Source organism: Clostridium sp. DFI.1.208 (assembly GCF_024463855.1).
GTDB lineage: Bacteria > Bacillota_I > Bacilli_A > Erysipelotrichales > Erysipelotrichaceae > Clostridium_AQ.
On record NZ_JANGCA010000006.1, the window covers coordinates 53003 to 69275 of the forward strand.

Sequence of the window (16273 nt, forward strand, 5' to 3'; positions counted from 1 at the left end):
CCTACCGTATGTCCGTTTAGAAAAAGATGGTTAAAGACTCTTCACCATAGACAATATTATAAACGAAAATTGGAAAATTTCAATGGAAACGACTATATTCTTCTTCAATCTTCACCTAACCCATCACATTTTCCTTACAATGCCCTCATAATCCATATATACCGGTGCAGAAAGGTAGATTTTGTTGTTGGACCAGCGCAGAAGGCTTTTTCCGCCGCGGGATACGCCTACTGCTATTTTGTGCAGTAAATCCTCATGATATGCCTTGCGATAGATCGGAATCAGCGATTCAAAGCCTTCCGGTGTGCTGAAATGCATTGCGTCCTGTATCTCATAGGCCTGTGGCATACAATACGTATCATGCTCCCGGATTTCCAGTGTTACCAGATTGCGAAAGCACTTCATACGGCACGCCTGCTCCTGCAGGCGAATCCTGCACGTATCCTTTTCAAACTGCTTCATATACCAGAACCCCAGACAGCAGACCGCCTCCAGACTGCAAATACCGGCAGGTGCTGCATCCTCAACAATCTGAAAGCGGATATCCTCCTTTTCGATACTCCCCACAAAGCTTTGATGCTCCTGCTGCATCTGTTCACTGCAAAGCGTAACATCCCGCATATGCTCTCTTCGCACACTCACCAGTAGATAATCCCTGTCATTCATTTTCAATTTCCAAAATTTCACAGTATCCCTCCTATGTATAAATATGCGATTGGTGTTCACAATAATGTCAGGAGGTAAGAAAAAATGAAAAAAGAAAAAACAAGCAAAAAGACACGTTTCGTTGCAGCTCGTCGTAACAGTGATGGTACATTAAGCGAGTTCAAGGACAACAATGGAAAGACTTACGACTACGAACAGGCTTTAGAGGCTGTTGAACAGGGTATGATCGAAAACGCTCTTCCATTCACAGGACGTGACGGAGCTCGTCACATTCGTGGAATTAACGATGGAGACGAATCCACAAACCTGCGTAACCTGAAAGAGTTCTAAGAAACGCGTACAAAAAGAAGAACATGTGCAGCCAGTTTCGGCATTCGCACATGTTCTTTTTTATGTAACAGACTGTATCTGCCACCGTTTTTTATCACAGCGTATCCTCACTTATTACAGCTTCATTTTTGTGTATGCTGTAGTAGATGCAGGAATGGCGGTAACCGCGATAGTCCACCTCGGCTGTTTTCTGTATCCGCCGCATACCACAGCGTTCCATAACACGGCAGCTTGCTGTATTTTCCTGAAAGGCACCTGCACAAATTTCACGATAGCCCTTTGTAAATAAGTCCGCAATTACCGCCTGCAAAACCTCTGTGGCATATCCTTGATTTTGGTGCTCTGGATGGATCACATAGCCAAGCTCTATACAGCTTTTTTCAATTCCCACAGTATTTACAAATCCAATCAGCTGATTTGCCAGATATATTCCCCGCTCATATCGCGCTTCCTCCTGTGACCATTTCATAAAGCTGTAAAACAAACGCTCTGCCTCCTGAATTGTCGCAAAATCCGGAATCATAAAGGTTTTCTTTATATCGTCATTGCACAGCAGATTCACCATGTCCAATCGATCTGCTTCCTTGAAGGGCTGTATACACAGCCGTTTTGTCTTAATCATATGCATCACCTGTTTCCCTCTCTTCAATTTCTTCCACCCGTATCTGTAAGGACAGATAATAGGATTTCAGCTGTCTGCGTGTATAATATAATAAAAAACATAAAAGGAAGCTTCCCAAAGCACAAAGAATACCGCCGATACAGCGAATATAGACAACAGCCTGTGCCAGCGATGTACTGGATAGCCCCTGCCAGGTACAAAAAAAGATACCGCCTGCCGCAAGCAGGGCGGCAAGCAAAATAACGGTCGTACTCCGCTTTTTCTCTACAACCGGAAAGACAAGCAGAAACAGCAGTGCTGTAAATACCTCAAACGGACGCAGCTCCTTCAACAGCACGCTCATCGTCCTCATAAAAGAAAAGGATGCAAGGGAAATGGTGTCCAGAATAATGCGTGAAACATAGGTCTGTGAGATCAGCGGCTCCTTCAGCAATGCAAATACTGAGGGATAATCGGATAGCTGCAGCAATCGTACACCGAGAAAAAGATAGGGCAGGATAAGCAGAATACACGCGATTAAAGTAATCAGATAGAGAAGATGCCGTCGCTTTGATCGCGTATCGACGAATTGGTCAAGCCACTCGATCATGTTGTCAGCCAATCCTCTCCCTTGATGACCTCAACATCGGAAAGCCCCGGATAATCCAGCTGGCGCAAGGCCTCATAAAGTATGATCGCCGCACAGTTGCTCAGGTTTAAGGAGCGTGCATTGGCAACCATGGGAAGGCGCATACAATGGTCCAGCTGCTTTGCAAGAATCGTCTTGGGAATTCCCGTGCTTTCCTTACCAAGAATAAAATAGATATCTCCCTCACATTTGGTAAAGTCAAAGTGCGACGGTGCTTTCTTTCCATATCTCGTCATATAGTAATAATTTTCGCTGGGATTATGCAGGATAAAATCCTCCCAGTTTTGATAGATGGTATAATCCAGCTCCTTCACATAGTCCATCCCCGCTCTTTTCAGATGCTGTTCATCCAGTGAAAAGCCCAGCGGCTGTATCAGATGCAGGCGGGTATTGGTTGCCATACAGGTTCGCATCATGTTTCCGGTATTCTGGGGGATTTCCGGTTCATATAGTACCAGGTGCAGCATATCAATTCTCCTTTTCCATAAAGTCCACCAGCTTGTCCAGTGCGCGTCCGCGATGGGAAACACGGTTTTTTTGTTCTTCACTCACATTTGCCAGCGTGGTTCCATAGGGCGGATAATAAAAGATTGGATCATAGCCAAAGCCCTTTTCACCCTCGATGTGATCAGCCACAATTCCCTCCACAACGCCGGTAAAGACGTGCTCGCTGCCGTCTGCTTTCACATAGGCGATTGCACAGATAAACTGACAGCCCTTATCCTTCGCCTGCCTGCATTGATCAATCAGATACTGATTTTTCACAGCATAGGAGGTATCCCTTCCCATAAAGCGTGCGGAATAAATTCCCGGCGCACCATCCAGTGCATTGACGGCAAGTCCGCTGTCATCTGCAATCACCTCAATTCCCAGACGTTCATGTATCGCCCTTGCCTTGATCAGGGCGTTTTCTTCAAAGGTTGTCCCTGTTTCCTCAATTTCAATATCCTCGTTCAGATCGCGTAATGTTTTCACTGTATATCCAAGCGGCTTGAGCATTTCTGCAAATTCCGCTGCCTTATGTGCGTTGCCGGTAGCAAGCATGATTTCTTTCATCGTGTCATCTCCTTGATTTCAGTCATTTCCTCATTGATAAACCATTGCCGTGGGTACTGCTGGTTCCGATTGTAAAGCACCAGCTGATAGCCCGCTTCCTTGTGATAGCCGATATCTGCCACGCCATAGCGAAACAGGATATCCTGATTCGCAATTCCCTGCTTTAGGGCAAAGGCAAGCAGCTCCTTTTTTTTCTCCAGGGTTACCCATGGCCGGGCGAAGCGATGCGGCTTCTGTTTGAAATTACGGTAATACTGCGTCAGCAAAATTGCATCCACCAGACGCTCATCCTGCTTATTCAGCAATGGATAAAAGCAGCGAAACAGCTCATAGGGCTGATAGGGGCGCGGCAGCTTTTCATATTCCTGTCCCAAATCCATAAACAATGCAAAAGCGCTCTCGTACCAGTGCAGCTCCAGTATTGCAGTAATCACACTGCGGCAGGCTGCACTGTTCCAGAATTTTTCAACCGCCTCTGCACAGGCATGAATCCGCCTCATCTCCTCCTTTTTCAGCCATGCGCTGGCTGTGACATCATAGGGGGCAGTTTCTTGAAACACGAAGTGGTAGCGTTCCCGCTGACTTCGCAGCTTCGTTCCCTTTAACAGCTTGAGAATTCCCAGCTGCAGCTCACTGGCCTGCAGGGAAAATAGGGAGTCAAAGGACGTCTGAAAGGAAGACAGATCCTCATAGGGCAGTCCGGCAATCAAATCCACATGCATAAGCGCTCCGCTTGCCTTCAGACGCTGAATGACCTCTTTGAGTCGCTCGTTGTTCTGGATACGCCCGACGGAGTGCAGCGTTTGTGTATGAAAGGACTGCACACCGATTTCAAAGCGGAAACGGCCGGGAACCGCCTCTTCACAGAAAAACTGCAGCAGCTCCTCGCTGAGTGTTTCCGCAACAATTTCAAATTGAAATATCTGATGCGTACAATGCTCATTCATATAGCGTGCAATCTGCAACGCCCGTTTGGGATCCGCGTTAAAGGTGCGATCCAGAAGCTTTACCTGGGTTACCCTGCTATCCTTCAACCGCTCTAATATTCCCATGATATATTCAATGGAAAACATACGAACCTCTCGATCAGCTGAGGACAGGCAGTAGGTACAGCCATATGGACAGCCTCTGCTTGTCTCCAGATAAAAATACTGTCGATCCATACCCGGTGCATCCATTTCCATAAAGTATGGTGCTTCAAAGCGCTCCAGCCATGCCAGCTCTGTTTTACGATATTCCGTATTGGGGAACTGTCTGGTATAAATTCCTGCAATCTCATACGCCTGTGCCTGATCAAGCATGGAAATGTATTCCCACACACTCTGTTCCCCTTCTCCGATACTAATGGCATCCACTCCCGCATCGAGCAGATCGAAGGACTCATAGCTGACCTCCGGACCGCCAACCAGTATATGCAAATCGCTTTTTTGCTGCTTCAGCAGGAGAATGACTCTTCGGATCAGCTGGATATTCCATATATAGCAGCTGAAGCATACCACCTCCGGCTGTCTGGATAAAATATCCTTTGCAATCTGTTCCTCATGCTCTTTTATCGTATATTCCTGTATGGTGACACATTCCTTGTGCGGTGCTGTCGTATACAGCCAGCGCAGTGCAAGATTCTTATGTATATATTTGGCATTGCATGTTGTCAACAGAACTTTTTTCACTTCTTCACCTTCTCGCTATTTATTCTAACAAATTTTACTTAAATATGCTATGATTAAACAGGTGATATGAATGAAAGCAATGGATTTTCTGGATACTCTGTTTTTCGACCCTGACCTCACCTTGCGTGATATGCATAAGGGGCTGACCAATCAGAACTTTCTTCTGAAAATGAATCAGGAAACTTATGTACTGCGCATTCCGCGCGCAGACTGTGAACATATTGTGAACCGGCATCACGAAACAATGGCGCTGGAGGCCATACGGGATGCGGACATCGATGTGGAAACGATTTATTATGATGAAGCGAGCGGCTATAAGGTAACGCGGTATCTGCCGGATGCCAAAACCTACAGGGAATGTGAAGATCCCTGCAAGCTTGAGCGAACGGCTGCCCTAATGAAACGGTTCCATTCCCTGCAAAAGCGTGTGGATGCTGATTTTGAACCGATCCGCCTGCTGCAAAGCTATCGCAGCCGGATCAAGCAGCCGCTGTATGATCTGACGCCGTATGAGGATGCTGTACAGGAGGTTTATCATTTAAACAATCCCCAGATTCTTTGCCATAACGACTGGGTGGATGGCAATATCCTGTTCACAAAGGATAAGACCTATCTGATCGATTATGAATATGCCGCAAACAATGATCCGCTGTTTGATGTCATGTCCTTTCTGAGCGAAAATCAGATTGAGGATTCTACCCTGCGGGAACGCTTCTATGCCGTTTATTTCGATGAAATAGATGACACGGTGCGCCGACATTTGGACATATGGGAAAATTTTCAGAATCTGTTATGGTGCAGCTGGGCAATGATGATGTGGGAAAGTCGACACGAGAGCGTATACCGTGCGATTGCCCGTGATAAATACGAGGCCTTAAAAAGAAAAAATCCGAATACCTGATACTGGCTCTGCCAGAGTTCTTCAACGTATACAAGCAATGCTGTGCATACGCTGGAGATATTCTGGTTTGCTGCAGGTGATCGGTTTTTTTCTTTAGGCTGCATCCTTTTTCTGGAAAATCCAACGTGTTATAAAATAAAGCAGACTGCAGGAAATCCCCAATGTCAGAAGACCATTCAGATAGGTATATGAGGTATAGCCACTGAGAATGTCCACGGGATTAAAATAGGTGAACGCAAGCCATGCATACCCTGCACCGGTATTGGCCGGCTGGGCAATCCCCATACCTAGCAGCAGAATGGCAAGTGTCAGAAGCAGAGAAGTCATCTTATTTCTGCATATGGCATTGAACAGCATATTCAACAGCATACAGAAGAGGATGACAAGCAGCCCCAGCAAGACGCACAGGCCTGTAAACTGCCACATCGGCAGAAAATCAAATTTGGAATTCGGGCTCTGTACCTGATACGGAATGGAAAAATACCGCGTAATTCCAAGTGTATACGTCATTGCATTATTTTCTTCCGTTTCCCTGAGCGTATTTTCCATCTGTTCCAGAGAGGTCAGTCCCTGCACATTGGATAAAACCGGCGCCTGTATGCGTTCATAATGGTCAACCATGCCAAAGCACAGGGAAAGCAGCAGAAGCGGTATGAAGAAGATGGCACACAGAGCCGCCATATTGCTGCGCATTTTCTGGTGCAGATAGCGAATGCGCTTGCGCGGCTGTGACAGCAGCGTTTTGATGACTCCGCTGTCGCGGTCCTCATGAATGGAGTCAAAGCACAGAAGCGTGATCAGAATAACCGGCAGGATTGGAAACAAGGAGCGCATGAACTGCACAATCAGCGTAGCGCTGTCCGTTGTGGAATAGGTCAGATTGGCAATCCCCTGCTTTTCAAGCTGATCATAAAAGCGGGCGGTAAACTGATAATACGGAAACATCTGGGTTTCATCATTATCCATATAGCTGTTTGCCCAGTCCTCTGAGATTTCACGATCTGAAAATTCCGGCAGCTTTCGTTCCCTGCGCAATGCCTCCAGCGTATCCTCCTCAGTAATATATTCACGATAATACAAATCAAAATTCCGTGTCGAATACAGAGCGGAAACACGTCTTGCATGCAGCAGATTCACTTCGGCATAGTTTTTATTCACAGCCCTCCAGTCCTTTTTCTGAATGGCTGTTTTTAAATTCTCGCTCTTTTGGGTCAATGTTTTAAAATAAGCGGCATTATCATCCGTCATCAGCATGAACAGCTGATTTTTCACTTTGTTTTCCGCCTCTAATGCATCAACATAGAGTGCTCTGTGCTCGGTTGCAGCTCTCTCATTCAAATCCACTGCACTCAGCACGCCGCAAAGCAGCACACAGACCATGGCGATCCAAAGCTTTCGCTTGCGCAGCAATTTTTTTAATTCCAGCATTATCGTATACCTCCTTCCAAGTCGAATCGATTGATTCGGTGTACGCTGCCAATAAATAAAAGCGGCAGCCACAACGCACAGATTATCAAGCACTGCGTGCTGCTTGCTGCATATTCCTGTGCAGCGATTTCCAGCGGATACAAGTAGAAAAACGGGATCCAGGAAAACAGAAAGAACGAATTTCCAAACATACGCATGATAAAATATATGATGATCAGCAGGGAGCCAATGCACAGCAGTGTATTGGCTACCGTCTTTTGCCACGATGCCAGCCATGCTGCCGCACACATATAGCACAGCACTACAAGCATGGAAAGCGGCACCGCTTTGCTCATGATAGAGGACCATGAAGCCAGCTCATACTCTCGTACAATATATGGATACTGCATGCTCCCCAATCCGTGCTGCACAAGCGGCAGGATGGAAAATAGCAGCAGTGCGATTGTAAAAGAAAGCACAATCACAAAAGATGCTGTCAGCATTTTTGCAATCATCAGAGTGCTTCTGGATATCGGCATGCTGTATATGAGCTTATACGTACCGCTCTCATAGTCGTGACAGATTTGATCCGCCATCAATACGCTTACAACAAGCAGCAGCAACAGCATGGTATCCTGTTGAAATATCTGGAAAAGAAAATTCAACAATGTCGGCTCATAGGGACTGGTATACGGCTGTATGTCATGATCGAGAAAATACGTATAATAGGCATGATCCCGCCGCAGCGTATCCTTCGTTATACCAAGCTCCTTCACCACATCCATGGACTGCCCGAGCTTTTGCAGCTTCTGGTATCCAAGCGCCCGCTCATTCGCATAGCGAACGGTATCGTGCCAGTCAAAATAATCCCTAGACTGCCGCATATTGGTCCATGCGGATGTCGCATCCTGAATATCGCACCACAAATATGCCTCCTCCTTTTGCGTAGGAGTTTCATCCTTTTTCGCCGTATATTGCAGAATATGCATCAGCATCTGACAGCGATTATCTGCGACGGGGTTTTCGTAGTGCAGCTGCATAATCAAAGCATCCTCATATGCCTTTCCCTTCTGTGCTGAGATAGCATATACTACCGCAAAGAAACACAGAAATCCGAGAACGGCTGCCAGAAACCGCTTTGCTTTCCAGCTTTTCCGGATTTCGGCATACAGCAGCGCTCTCATAAAGCAGCCTGAGCCTGCACATAAAATTGCGTTTTCATGAGCGTATGCCACCTTCCAGATCCTGCTTTTTTATGATACAGATATGCAGCAGGAAGAACACAAGGATGGAAATTATGCAGAGCAGACTACATGGAAGCAATTTCAGCACAAACTCATGTGCAGCGATTTCTATGGGATATATGTAAAAGAACGGAATCCAGGAAAACAGCGGAATGGTGAATCCGAAAATACGAATGAGGAAGTAAATCAAAATCAGCAAAGTACCGACACACAGCATCGTATTGGATATCGTTTTCTGCCAGGAGGCCAGCAATGCCGCTACAAACATATAAAACAGGATCACCAGAAAGGTGAACGGCAGGACACGCTGCAGCAGCCATGACCAGGTTACGACATCGTAGGTATGTACAATGTACGGGTATGCACTGCTCCCCATTCCATAAGTGGACAACGGTATAACGGAAAACATAGCAAATGCAGCCAGAAAGGATATCAGAATTACCGCTGCGGCACTCATCACCTTTGCAATCAGAAGCTTTTCTCTAGATATCGGCTGACTGTATATAGTTTTATAGGTTCCGCTTTCATAGTCATGGCAAATCTGATCCGCCATGAGCAGGGATACAACAACCATGAGCAGCAGCATGGTGTCATGCTGAAACATCTGAAGAATAAAATTTAATACATTGGGTTCATACGGTGTTGTGTATGGCTGTAAATCCTGTGTCTTGAAATACTGGTAATACGCCCTGTCCGTTTCCAGCGTTTTCCTTGTAATTCCATAGCTCTTCAGCTCATCGTGGTAATAGCCGCGATCCATCAGCTCAAGAAGATATTCAGCACGGCCTATGGCATAGGCATTCGTATTATGCCAGTCAAAATATTCCGGTGCCTGCCGAAGATACGCCCAGCTGGATACAGCATCCGTGACATTGCACCAGCCATATGCTTCTTCCCGCTGCCCCGGTTTTTCCTTTGCAGCAGGGGTATTCTGCAAGGTATACATCAGCTCTCCACACCTTGTACTTACAATTGCATTCTCATCATGCAGCTGCATGATCAAATCGTCCTCATATGTTTTCCCCTTTTGCAGGCAGTTTACATAGACAACAGAGAAGAAGCAGAGAAAGGCCGCAAAAGCCGCAAGTATCCGTTTTTCCCTCCAGCTTTTTCTAAATTCTGCCAGAATCATATCCTTCATGAATCATCACCATATACTTCCCGGTAGATGGATTCAATGTCTACAGTTTCCTTAACGATATCTATGACTTCGATATGCTGCTGCAGCAGCTTTTGAAGATACATGCTCATCCCCTTTTCATTGCGAAAGCGCGCCTTGATTCCCAGCTTTTCCCTTTCAATCTGAGCATCCTCCAGCTGCATCGCTGCCGCTGCCTCCAAATCCTTTTCCTGCATATAAAAGGTATAGCTGTATGCATTGTGTACAGCTGACGGTGTTTCCACAATCTCCCCCTGATTGATACAGATAATGCGATCTGCCACTTTTTCTATTTCGCCAAGCTGATGCGAGGATATAAGAATCGACACATCCTCTTCATCCGCCAACTGCCGCAGTTCCTGTCGAAGCTCCATGATTCCTCTTGGATCCAACCCGTTTGTCGGCTCATCCAGAATCAGAAATTTCGGATGCCCTAGCAAGGCAATCCCAAGCCCCAGACGCTGCTTCATCCCCATGGAATATTGCCCTGCCCGCTTTTCCAAATTCTTATGCAGGCGGGTATAGGCGGCGACCTCATCGATCCGTTTCTGATCGACATGCTTCAGCCTTGCGAAATACTGCAGATTCTCATAGCCGCTCAGCGTCGGGAACAGCCCCGGCGCCTCAATCATCGCTGACACATACTGCAAAGCGAGCTCCCGCTCCTTTGCGAGATCATGACCCTCGATGATGATCTGCCCGCTGCTTGGATAAACCAAGGATGCCATGCATTTCATCGTAGTTGATTTTCCTGCTCCGTTTGGTCCGATAAAACCTACAATTTCATGATCGTGAATCGTAAAGCTCACATTTTTCAAAACCTCATGCTTCCCGAAGGATTTACATAGATTTTTCACTTCAGCCCGTATCATATGTTCACTCCCTAACTTTTACATAGTAATTGTAAATGGTTACATAGAAATTTGCAATAACATCTGTTTTTTTTCAAAAAAAGCTGATATCCGAATATCAGCTAACGTACACTTTCCCCTTCTAAAATCGAGAAGGCTGCGGTCTGTTCTTTCACAGCAGTTTTTTCAATCAGTGCATTCATATGTGCTACAATATCTCTGGCATAAGCCGAGTAATCATATGCGAGTGCATGAAGGGCAGGTGACATCACGCGGCACACCTCATGTCCTCCAAAGCTGATTACCGATGCATTCTGCGGAATCGCTATATGATATTCCCTTGCGAACTTGGTAAGCGGAATTGCCATTTCATCACGTTCCAGCAAAAGAAGATCAATTTTCTCAGTAAAGATTTCTTTTATTTTCTCATAGATGTCCGCATAGCTGCCATTGCAGAGAGTCACCTTGAGATCGATAGGCTGTCTTTTCTCATGATAGCTGTTGCGGATACCCTGCAGCCGCTGATCAGCAAGCGTCTGGTCAACCCCAAGATAGCGGACAACCAGCTGGCGCTTTTCCAGCATATAGGCTCCCAATACCTCTCCGGCCTGTACCTCTTGTAAACAGCAGCAATTCAGCTGTTCTTTATCCTCGTTCAGGAATAGAACCGGTATCGAGGTCGTACGCATCTGCTTCTGAATAAACTCTGCACTGGAACAGCTCTCGATGATGATGCCGTTCACATTTTGTACGATATAGGAGGTAAGGTATTTCTCCTCCAGCTCTTCCATCCCATCGGTCACACAAATTGAGAATGTGATGTTCTGCTCCTTCAATACATCCTTTAAAGCATGAATCATATTTCTTGTGCGAGGCAGCGCGATATCCTTAACCAGCAGGCCAAACCGGTAATTTTTCTGTTTCACCCTCACTGGCTGCTTCGTCTTTTCACCTTTTGTCTCAGTCGTCTTTTCATTTGCTTTTTCTGTTTTACTTCCTCTGGCAACATAACCGGTTTCTTCGATGGCAGCACGTATCTTCTCTGCTATTTCCTCCCGTACATTTTCCTGTTTGAGATAGCGGGATACGGTTGCTTTGGAAACACCGGCAAGCTCAGCAACGTCCGCAATAGTAGCTTTTTTCATACTTCGAACATCCTTTCCATGAGTCATATAGTTTTATTTTACCTTATTTTCTATAATTTGGAAACCCTTTTTTCAGAAGCAGCCTCCAGAAGCTGTTCCAGCACATGGGCAACGCCATGCGCTGCATTGCTGAGTGTCTGATAGCTGGCGGCCTCCTTTATGACATCTGCAGCATTTGCCATTGCGAAGCTGTATCGGAATTCCTGCATCATGGACAGATCATTCAGGCTGTCGCCGAACACCATTACCTCATCCGGCTGCAGTCCCTGTAACGCACATAGCTTTTTTAACGCCAGTCCCTTCTGCGCATCACTTGCTGTTATTTCTATATTGTCAGCCACAGAATTTGTTACCGCTGTCTGCTTCACCTGTGAAAGCCGAGCTCGCACCGTCTTCAGCCGCTGAGCATCATCTCCGAAGGCCTCCAGCTTATAGATGATCGGCTCCTCCTTCAGATACACAAATGCATCCTCAATTTCTCTGTCATAGCTTCCAAAGGAGGACGCTTCCATAAGCTCACGGATTTCTTTATCCTGCATGCCCTGCTTACGCATATGCTGGATAAACATCGCTCTGCCCTTTTCCGGCGTGCTGCTGACAATTCCCTCGCTGGTATACATATGGTAAGGCAATGTGCTTTCCTCCAGGATTCGCAATGCTGATGCAGCGTGTTCCAGCGGAAGAGGTGTATGAGAGAGCCGCTTTCCATGCGCATCCGTAATCAAGGCACCATTCAGCAACAGGCAGTCGCAGTGAATCCCCTCTTTTTTAAACATCGGCGCGACACTTTTATAATTCCGTCCAGTTGCCGCCATAAAGGTGATGCCAGCCTTATGAAGTCCGTGTATAGCCTGAATATTGCGCTGAGACAGCTGATGATTTTCATCGAGCAGCGTGCCGTCCAAATCACATGCTACAAGTTTTATCATAAAATACCCTCCCTTTCACATACCTGTTTATTTTACCATGCATTCGACTTTCTTCACAATGAAAATCGTGCTAGAATAAAGAAAAGACAGGAGTTGATCAATATGCTGGAAACTGGCAGCAGAGCCATTGATTTTACATTGCCGGATGAACATGGCAATCCGGTTGCATTACATGATTTCAAGGGAAAGAAGGTTGTTTTGTATTTTTATCCAAAGGATAATACACCGGGGTGCACCAAACAGGCATGCGCATTTAAGGCAGCCTATGAGGAATTCAAACGTGAGGATATCGTTGTGATTGGAATTAGTAAGGATTCCAGTGCTTCCCATGTGAAATTCAAGGAAAAGTACGAGCTTCCCTTCCTGCTGTTATCGGATACAGAATTGAGCGTCATTCAGGCCTATGATGTTTGGAAGGAAAAAAAGCTGTATGGAAAAACCTATATGGGGGTAAGTCGTTCCACCTATATCATTGACGAGGCGGGGATCATCATCAAAACCTTTGAAAAGGCCAGTCCGGCCAATAACGCTTCCGATATATTGCAGTATCTAAAGGAGGGCAGACAGGACTAGTATTCTGCAGCCTGCTTTCGTAATAGGATTAAGCAGTTACGAAACGATTATGAAGCAGCATCCTTCTCAAAGGAATATTGCCTGCTTTGAGAGTAAGCATAAATAACCAAAAAAGAAGAAGTAAATTTCGATCACATACAGGAAATTTATTTCTTCTTTCTTTTTTACAGCTTCATCATCGCCTTTTTATCCAATACGAGCCTTCCAGAGGAATATCACCTTTCTCTATTACTTTCATGAATGAAAAAGCATATCCGGCACTCTGCATATTTACAAAATACATACGGGCTCAGCATAAGCAGGACGAAAAAGCAGGCTTCATTTTCGCCTGCTTTTTACGGATAGTGCTTCAACAGCTTTCCTGCACTGCTAAGAAATCTACATGCCTGTGGTCACTTTGTCGATTTCTTATTTCCTTTGCCGTATGCGTACCAGACTTCTGTTGAGCTGCCGTACAGCTTCACTGCGCTCCTGATGCTGGTGCCAAAGCCCCTGCAGGCATAGAATACAGGAAATCATGGAGAATAGGAGAAGATGTTCCATGATAATCAAGCAAATATCTCTGGTTAGAACATGTTCCTGTACATTATTCAGATAGAGTAAAGCTGCTCCTATATACACCATGGTGAACAGTTGAAGTGATGCAGTCACGGAGGCAAGCTCACCACAGGAGTAAAGCGATGCTTTCTTTCGTTTTTGAAGAAGGATGGCAAATGCAAAGCATAGGACTGCAAAGCCACTTCCCAGGCATGCTATGCGAAGCAGCTCCTTTGGGGTATCTGCATGCAAATAGAGCAGAATGCCATAAAGCGGCAAATCCAGCAACAGAAATACCAGCAGCGCCGGCATTTGTGAAAAGAGCAGGCGATGTTTTTTCATCAGTAGTAAGACGATTCCGGCACTTCCTGTCAGAAGGAATGCGGCAATACTCAAGGTTTGCATTTCACTGTCCCTCCTTCCGTATCCAGCAGCAGTCTCTGCTGATGCAGCACTGCCAGAAGATGCTGCTGTAGCCATAGCAGCAGGTCACTGCTCATAATGTATACATAGTCCTCCTGCATTAGCCCTACTTCCTCCTGAAAGCTGTAATACTGTATTTTCATCTGATTCAAATCCTGTATGGATATGGTATTCAGCTGATGCAGGGTCAGCAGAACAGCATTGATTGCATGATAGCCCGGCTGCTCTACGCTTTGGCGCGTAGCCATCATCACATAGCCGTCTTCCTTTGCAAAAGGTACCTCCTGATAAAGCTGAATATAGGTGTTTACATAGGTAAGAACATCACATACGTAGCTGCGAATATCCTTATGCTGTACCGTAAGCTGAGAGGCTGCGGCATAATACAGCTGTTCCAGCAGTTCCTCTTCTGGGTCACCACCGTATTTTTTTCTGCCATGCAGTGCAGAGGTATAGCGATTGATCCAGAAAAACGGTAGAATCGCTGATATGACATCAACCAGTGATGCGATCAGAAAGCAAATCAACGCTGTATTGCGTGCTGCCTGCGACTGTGTAAAGCGTGAGAATGCAATAACCGTTATATCCGTAAAAGAGCGATGCTTCTGATAGCTTTCATCCAGTGTTTTCATAATCTTAGCTACCGCCTCTTTATCCAGAGCCTGCAACACCTTGGCATGCTCCTTTAACGCAAAATAGCTGTCTGATATCTGAAGCTCCAAATCAATGCGGAATTTCTGATATTCCTCCTGATGCATATTGCGAAATGGAAGAAAGGCACTCAGCAGATTGGATAACGTTGATTCCTGCTCCTGCTGATTAACACCTAGAATATTGTGCTTCTGCTGCAGCTTTTGGATATCTGTCAGAGTAAGCTTTTGAAATTCACGGTACTGATCCACCATTTGAATCATCTGATCCAGAGTTACCTCCAGTGGCTTTACATCCTGCATCCCCTGTGCCCCTGCTTCCTTCAGAAAGGAATTCAGGGTATCCAGCAGATGATTATAGGACAGCGTCAGATTCTGAAATTCGGTATATACCTTTTGAGAAGGCTGCTGACGAGTACCGGCGGACAGCTCCTCCAGCTCTTTTTTCATATGCTTCATACCAGCTGCACTGCTTGCGGATTGCAGCTGCTTGATGGCTGCTTTCAGTTTTTCTACCTTTTCCTCATTATCTGCAATCTTCTCCAGCGCCCTTGCCAGCTCCTTTTGATCCGTAGTCTGTGTAACACTGCTTCCTCCATCGCTCTGCTGTGATGTCGTCACAGAGGTGGAGGGCTGGATAGTCTGCAAGGTTCCTGATTTTTTCTGAATGGAGGCAATCGAGCTGTTCGTGACCTGTATCAGCTGATTCGCCTGATTCTGCAAGGAATTCAATGCCCGCTCATAGGACACGTAATCCCCGTATAGGGTGCGCAGCTCATCCTTGGCTGCCGCAAAGCTGCTCTGATATTCCTTATACTGATTTTTATAGTCATTCAGCGGTGATATCGTATTATTGATTATACCGACATAGGATGTAAGTACGGAAATACAGACAATCACCAGGAATATCATGTAGCGTGTCGGCTTCATATGTGCATGCTGACCAGCCTGCTTACTGAAGTAAAACAGCAGAATCTGAACGACCAGTGCAAATAAAAACGGTGCCAGCGGATTGAGGTCCAGCAGATAATAGCGAGCGCCGCGATAGGTGGTTGTCAGCGATATCAGCTGCAGTGCAAAGGTGGCAAACAATATAATCATCGTTGCATGCTGCCCTGTTCTTGCGTTTCTGGGAAATAAAATATCCCTCACCTGCTGACTCTGCTCATCCTCCATCCGCAGAATCTGTTTTCTGTCTCTTTGATTCCTCTGGCGTAGCTGGCGATCCTCTAGTCGATCGCATACATTCTGCTTCATGAAAGAAATGAGCATCCCTATACCGTGCACTCCTTTTTTCATACCATTATACAGACATAGAAACAGCTGTCCGATATCCTGCAGCGGATGAAACATATACTGCCCTCGTTCCTTTTTTTCTTGTTCCATAAAACCTCCTTTTCCCCCTATTTGCATTATATATAACGAAGTTTAAGGAACCCGGTAAAAAAAACAAAAGATTTTCTAAAGAAATGACGAAATACT

Annotated in this window: 17 protein-coding genes; 3 read left to right on the forward strand and 14 right to left on the reverse strand. The window is 45.8% G+C overall.

All coding sequences use genetic code 11. The features are described 5' to 3' along the window. Window positions 1-123: 123 nt before the first annotated feature. Window positions 124-687, reverse strand: a complete 564-nt coding sequence (locus NE665_RS04615; RefSeq protein WP_117442322.1) for a hypothetical protein — start codon at window positions 685-687, stop codon at window positions 124-126. Window positions 688-750: 63 nt separating this feature from the next. Between NE665_RS04615 and NE665_RS04620 the strand changes: the two genes are divergently transcribed. Next, the gene (locus tag NE665_RS04620) at window positions 751-996 is read left to right on the forward strand and encodes a DUF3892 domain-containing protein (protein WP_002608689.1); all 246 of its coding nucleotides are present in this window, start codon (window positions 751-753) and stop codon (window positions 994-996) included. Between the two features lie 94 nt (window positions 997-1090). Here NE665_RS04620 and NE665_RS04625 read toward each other — a convergent pair whose 3' ends face one another. The 5 genes from NE665_RS04625 to NE665_RS04645 are packed head-to-tail and all read right to left on the reverse strand — an operon-like array spanning window position 1091 to window position 4972. Beyond that, a complete protein-coding gene (locus NE665_RS04625; protein WP_117442323.1) occupies window positions 1091-1618 on the reverse strand; it encodes a GNAT family N-acetyltransferase in 528 nt (175 codons plus the stop codon). Then, window positions 1611-2207: a hypothetical protein gene (locus tag NE665_RS04630; protein ID WP_117442324.1), complete on the reverse strand. Its 597-nt coding sequence runs from the start codon at window positions 2205-2207 to the stop codon at window positions 1611-1613. The genes NE665_RS04625 and NE665_RS04630 overlap by 8 nt, the downstream gene beginning before the upstream one ends. Further along, window positions 2204-2713: a tRNA (cytidine(34)-2'-O)-methyltransferase gene (locus NE665_RS04635; RefSeq protein ID WP_117442325.1), complete on the reverse strand. Its 510-nt coding sequence runs from the start codon at window positions 2711-2713 to the stop codon at window positions 2204-2206. The genes NE665_RS04630 and NE665_RS04635 overlap by 4 nt, the downstream gene beginning before the upstream one ends. Before the next feature lies 1 nt (window position 2714). Continuing rightward, window positions 2715-3302: an RdgB/HAM1 family non-canonical purine NTP pyrophosphatase gene (gene rdgB, locus NE665_RS04640; RefSeq protein ID WP_117442326.1), complete on the reverse strand. Its 588-nt coding sequence runs from the start codon at window positions 3300-3302 to the stop codon at window positions 2715-2717. Continuing rightward, window positions 3299-4972: a DUF4080 domain-containing protein gene (locus NE665_RS04645; protein WP_117442327.1), complete on the reverse strand. Its 1674-nt coding sequence runs from the start codon at window positions 4970-4972 to the stop codon at window positions 3299-3301. Before NE665_RS04645 ends, rdgB begins: the two co-directional genes overlap by 4 nt. A 70-nt stretch (window positions 4973-5042) precedes the next feature. On the opposite strand from NE665_RS04645, the gene NE665_RS04650 reads away from it, so the two are divergent. Then, entirely contained in the window at window positions 5043-5873 is an 831-nt protein-coding gene (locus NE665_RS04650; protein ID WP_117442328.1) for a choline/ethanolamine kinase family protein, read from the forward strand. Window positions 5874-5966: 93 nt separating this feature from the next. On the opposite strand, the gene NE665_RS04655 is transcribed toward NE665_RS04650, so the two are convergent. The 6 genes from NE665_RS04655 to NE665_RS04680 all read right to left on the reverse strand — a co-directional run bounded on the left by NE665_RS04655 (window position 5967) and on the right by NE665_RS04680 (window position 12608). Continuing rightward, on the reverse strand, window positions 5967-7301 hold the full coding sequence (locus tag NE665_RS04655) for an ABC transporter permease subunit (protein WP_117442329.1): 1335 nt from the start codon (window positions 7299-7301) through the stop codon (window positions 5967-5969). Beyond that, the gene (locus tag NE665_RS04660; RefSeq protein WP_117442330.1) at window positions 7301-8515 is read right to left on the reverse strand and encodes an ABC transporter permease subunit; all 1215 of its coding nucleotides are present in this window, start codon (window positions 8513-8515) and stop codon (window positions 7301-7303) included. The genes NE665_RS04655 and NE665_RS04660 overlap by 1 nt, the downstream gene beginning before the upstream one ends. Next, window positions 8499-9665 carry an ABC transporter permease subunit gene (locus tag NE665_RS04665; protein WP_117442331.1) on the reverse strand — a complete coding sequence of 389 codons (1167 nt, stop codon included), beginning with the start codon at window positions 9663-9665 and terminating at the stop codon, window positions 8499-8501. Before NE665_RS04665 ends, NE665_RS04660 begins: the two co-directional genes overlap by 17 nt. Then, complete coding sequence (locus tag NE665_RS04670; protein ID WP_117442332.1) at window positions 9662-10555, reverse strand: ABC transporter ATP-binding protein; 894 nt, start codon at window positions 10553-10555, stop codon at window positions 9662-9664. Before NE665_RS04670 ends, NE665_RS04665 begins: the two co-directional genes overlap by 4 nt. A 101-nt stretch (window positions 10556-10656) precedes the next feature. After that, window positions 10657-11679, reverse strand: a complete 1023-nt coding sequence (locus NE665_RS04675) for a LacI family DNA-binding transcriptional regulator (RefSeq protein WP_117442333.1) — start codon at window positions 11677-11679, stop codon at window positions 10657-10659. Between the two features lie 50 nt (window positions 11680-11729). Beyond that, a complete protein-coding gene (locus tag NE665_RS04680; protein ID WP_117442334.1) occupies window positions 11730-12608 on the reverse strand; it encodes an HAD family hydrolase in 879 nt (292 codons plus the stop codon). A 102-nt stretch (window positions 12609-12710) separates the two neighbouring features. Here NE665_RS04680 and bcp point away from each other — a divergent pair, with 102 nt between their 5' ends. After that, window positions 12711-13181, forward strand: a complete 471-nt coding sequence (bcp, locus tag NE665_RS04685; RefSeq protein ID WP_117442335.1) for a thioredoxin-dependent thiol peroxidase — start codon at window positions 12711-12713, stop codon at window positions 13179-13181. 408 nt (window positions 13182-13589) lie between these two features. On the opposite strand, the gene NE665_RS04690 is transcribed toward bcp, so the two are convergent. Together NE665_RS04690 and NE665_RS04695 are read right to left on the reverse strand one after the other, a co-directional pair. Beyond that, on the reverse strand, window positions 13590-14123 hold the full coding sequence (locus NE665_RS04690; protein ID WP_117442336.1) for a hypothetical protein: 534 nt from the start codon (window positions 14121-14123) through the stop codon (window positions 13590-13592). Further along, complete coding sequence (locus tag NE665_RS04695) at window positions 14111-16177, reverse strand: hypothetical protein (RefSeq protein ID WP_117442337.1); 2067 nt, start codon at window positions 16175-16177, stop codon at window positions 14111-14113. Before NE665_RS04695 ends, NE665_RS04690 begins: the two co-directional genes overlap by 13 nt. Between the last annotated feature and the right edge of the window lie 96 nt (window positions 16178-16273).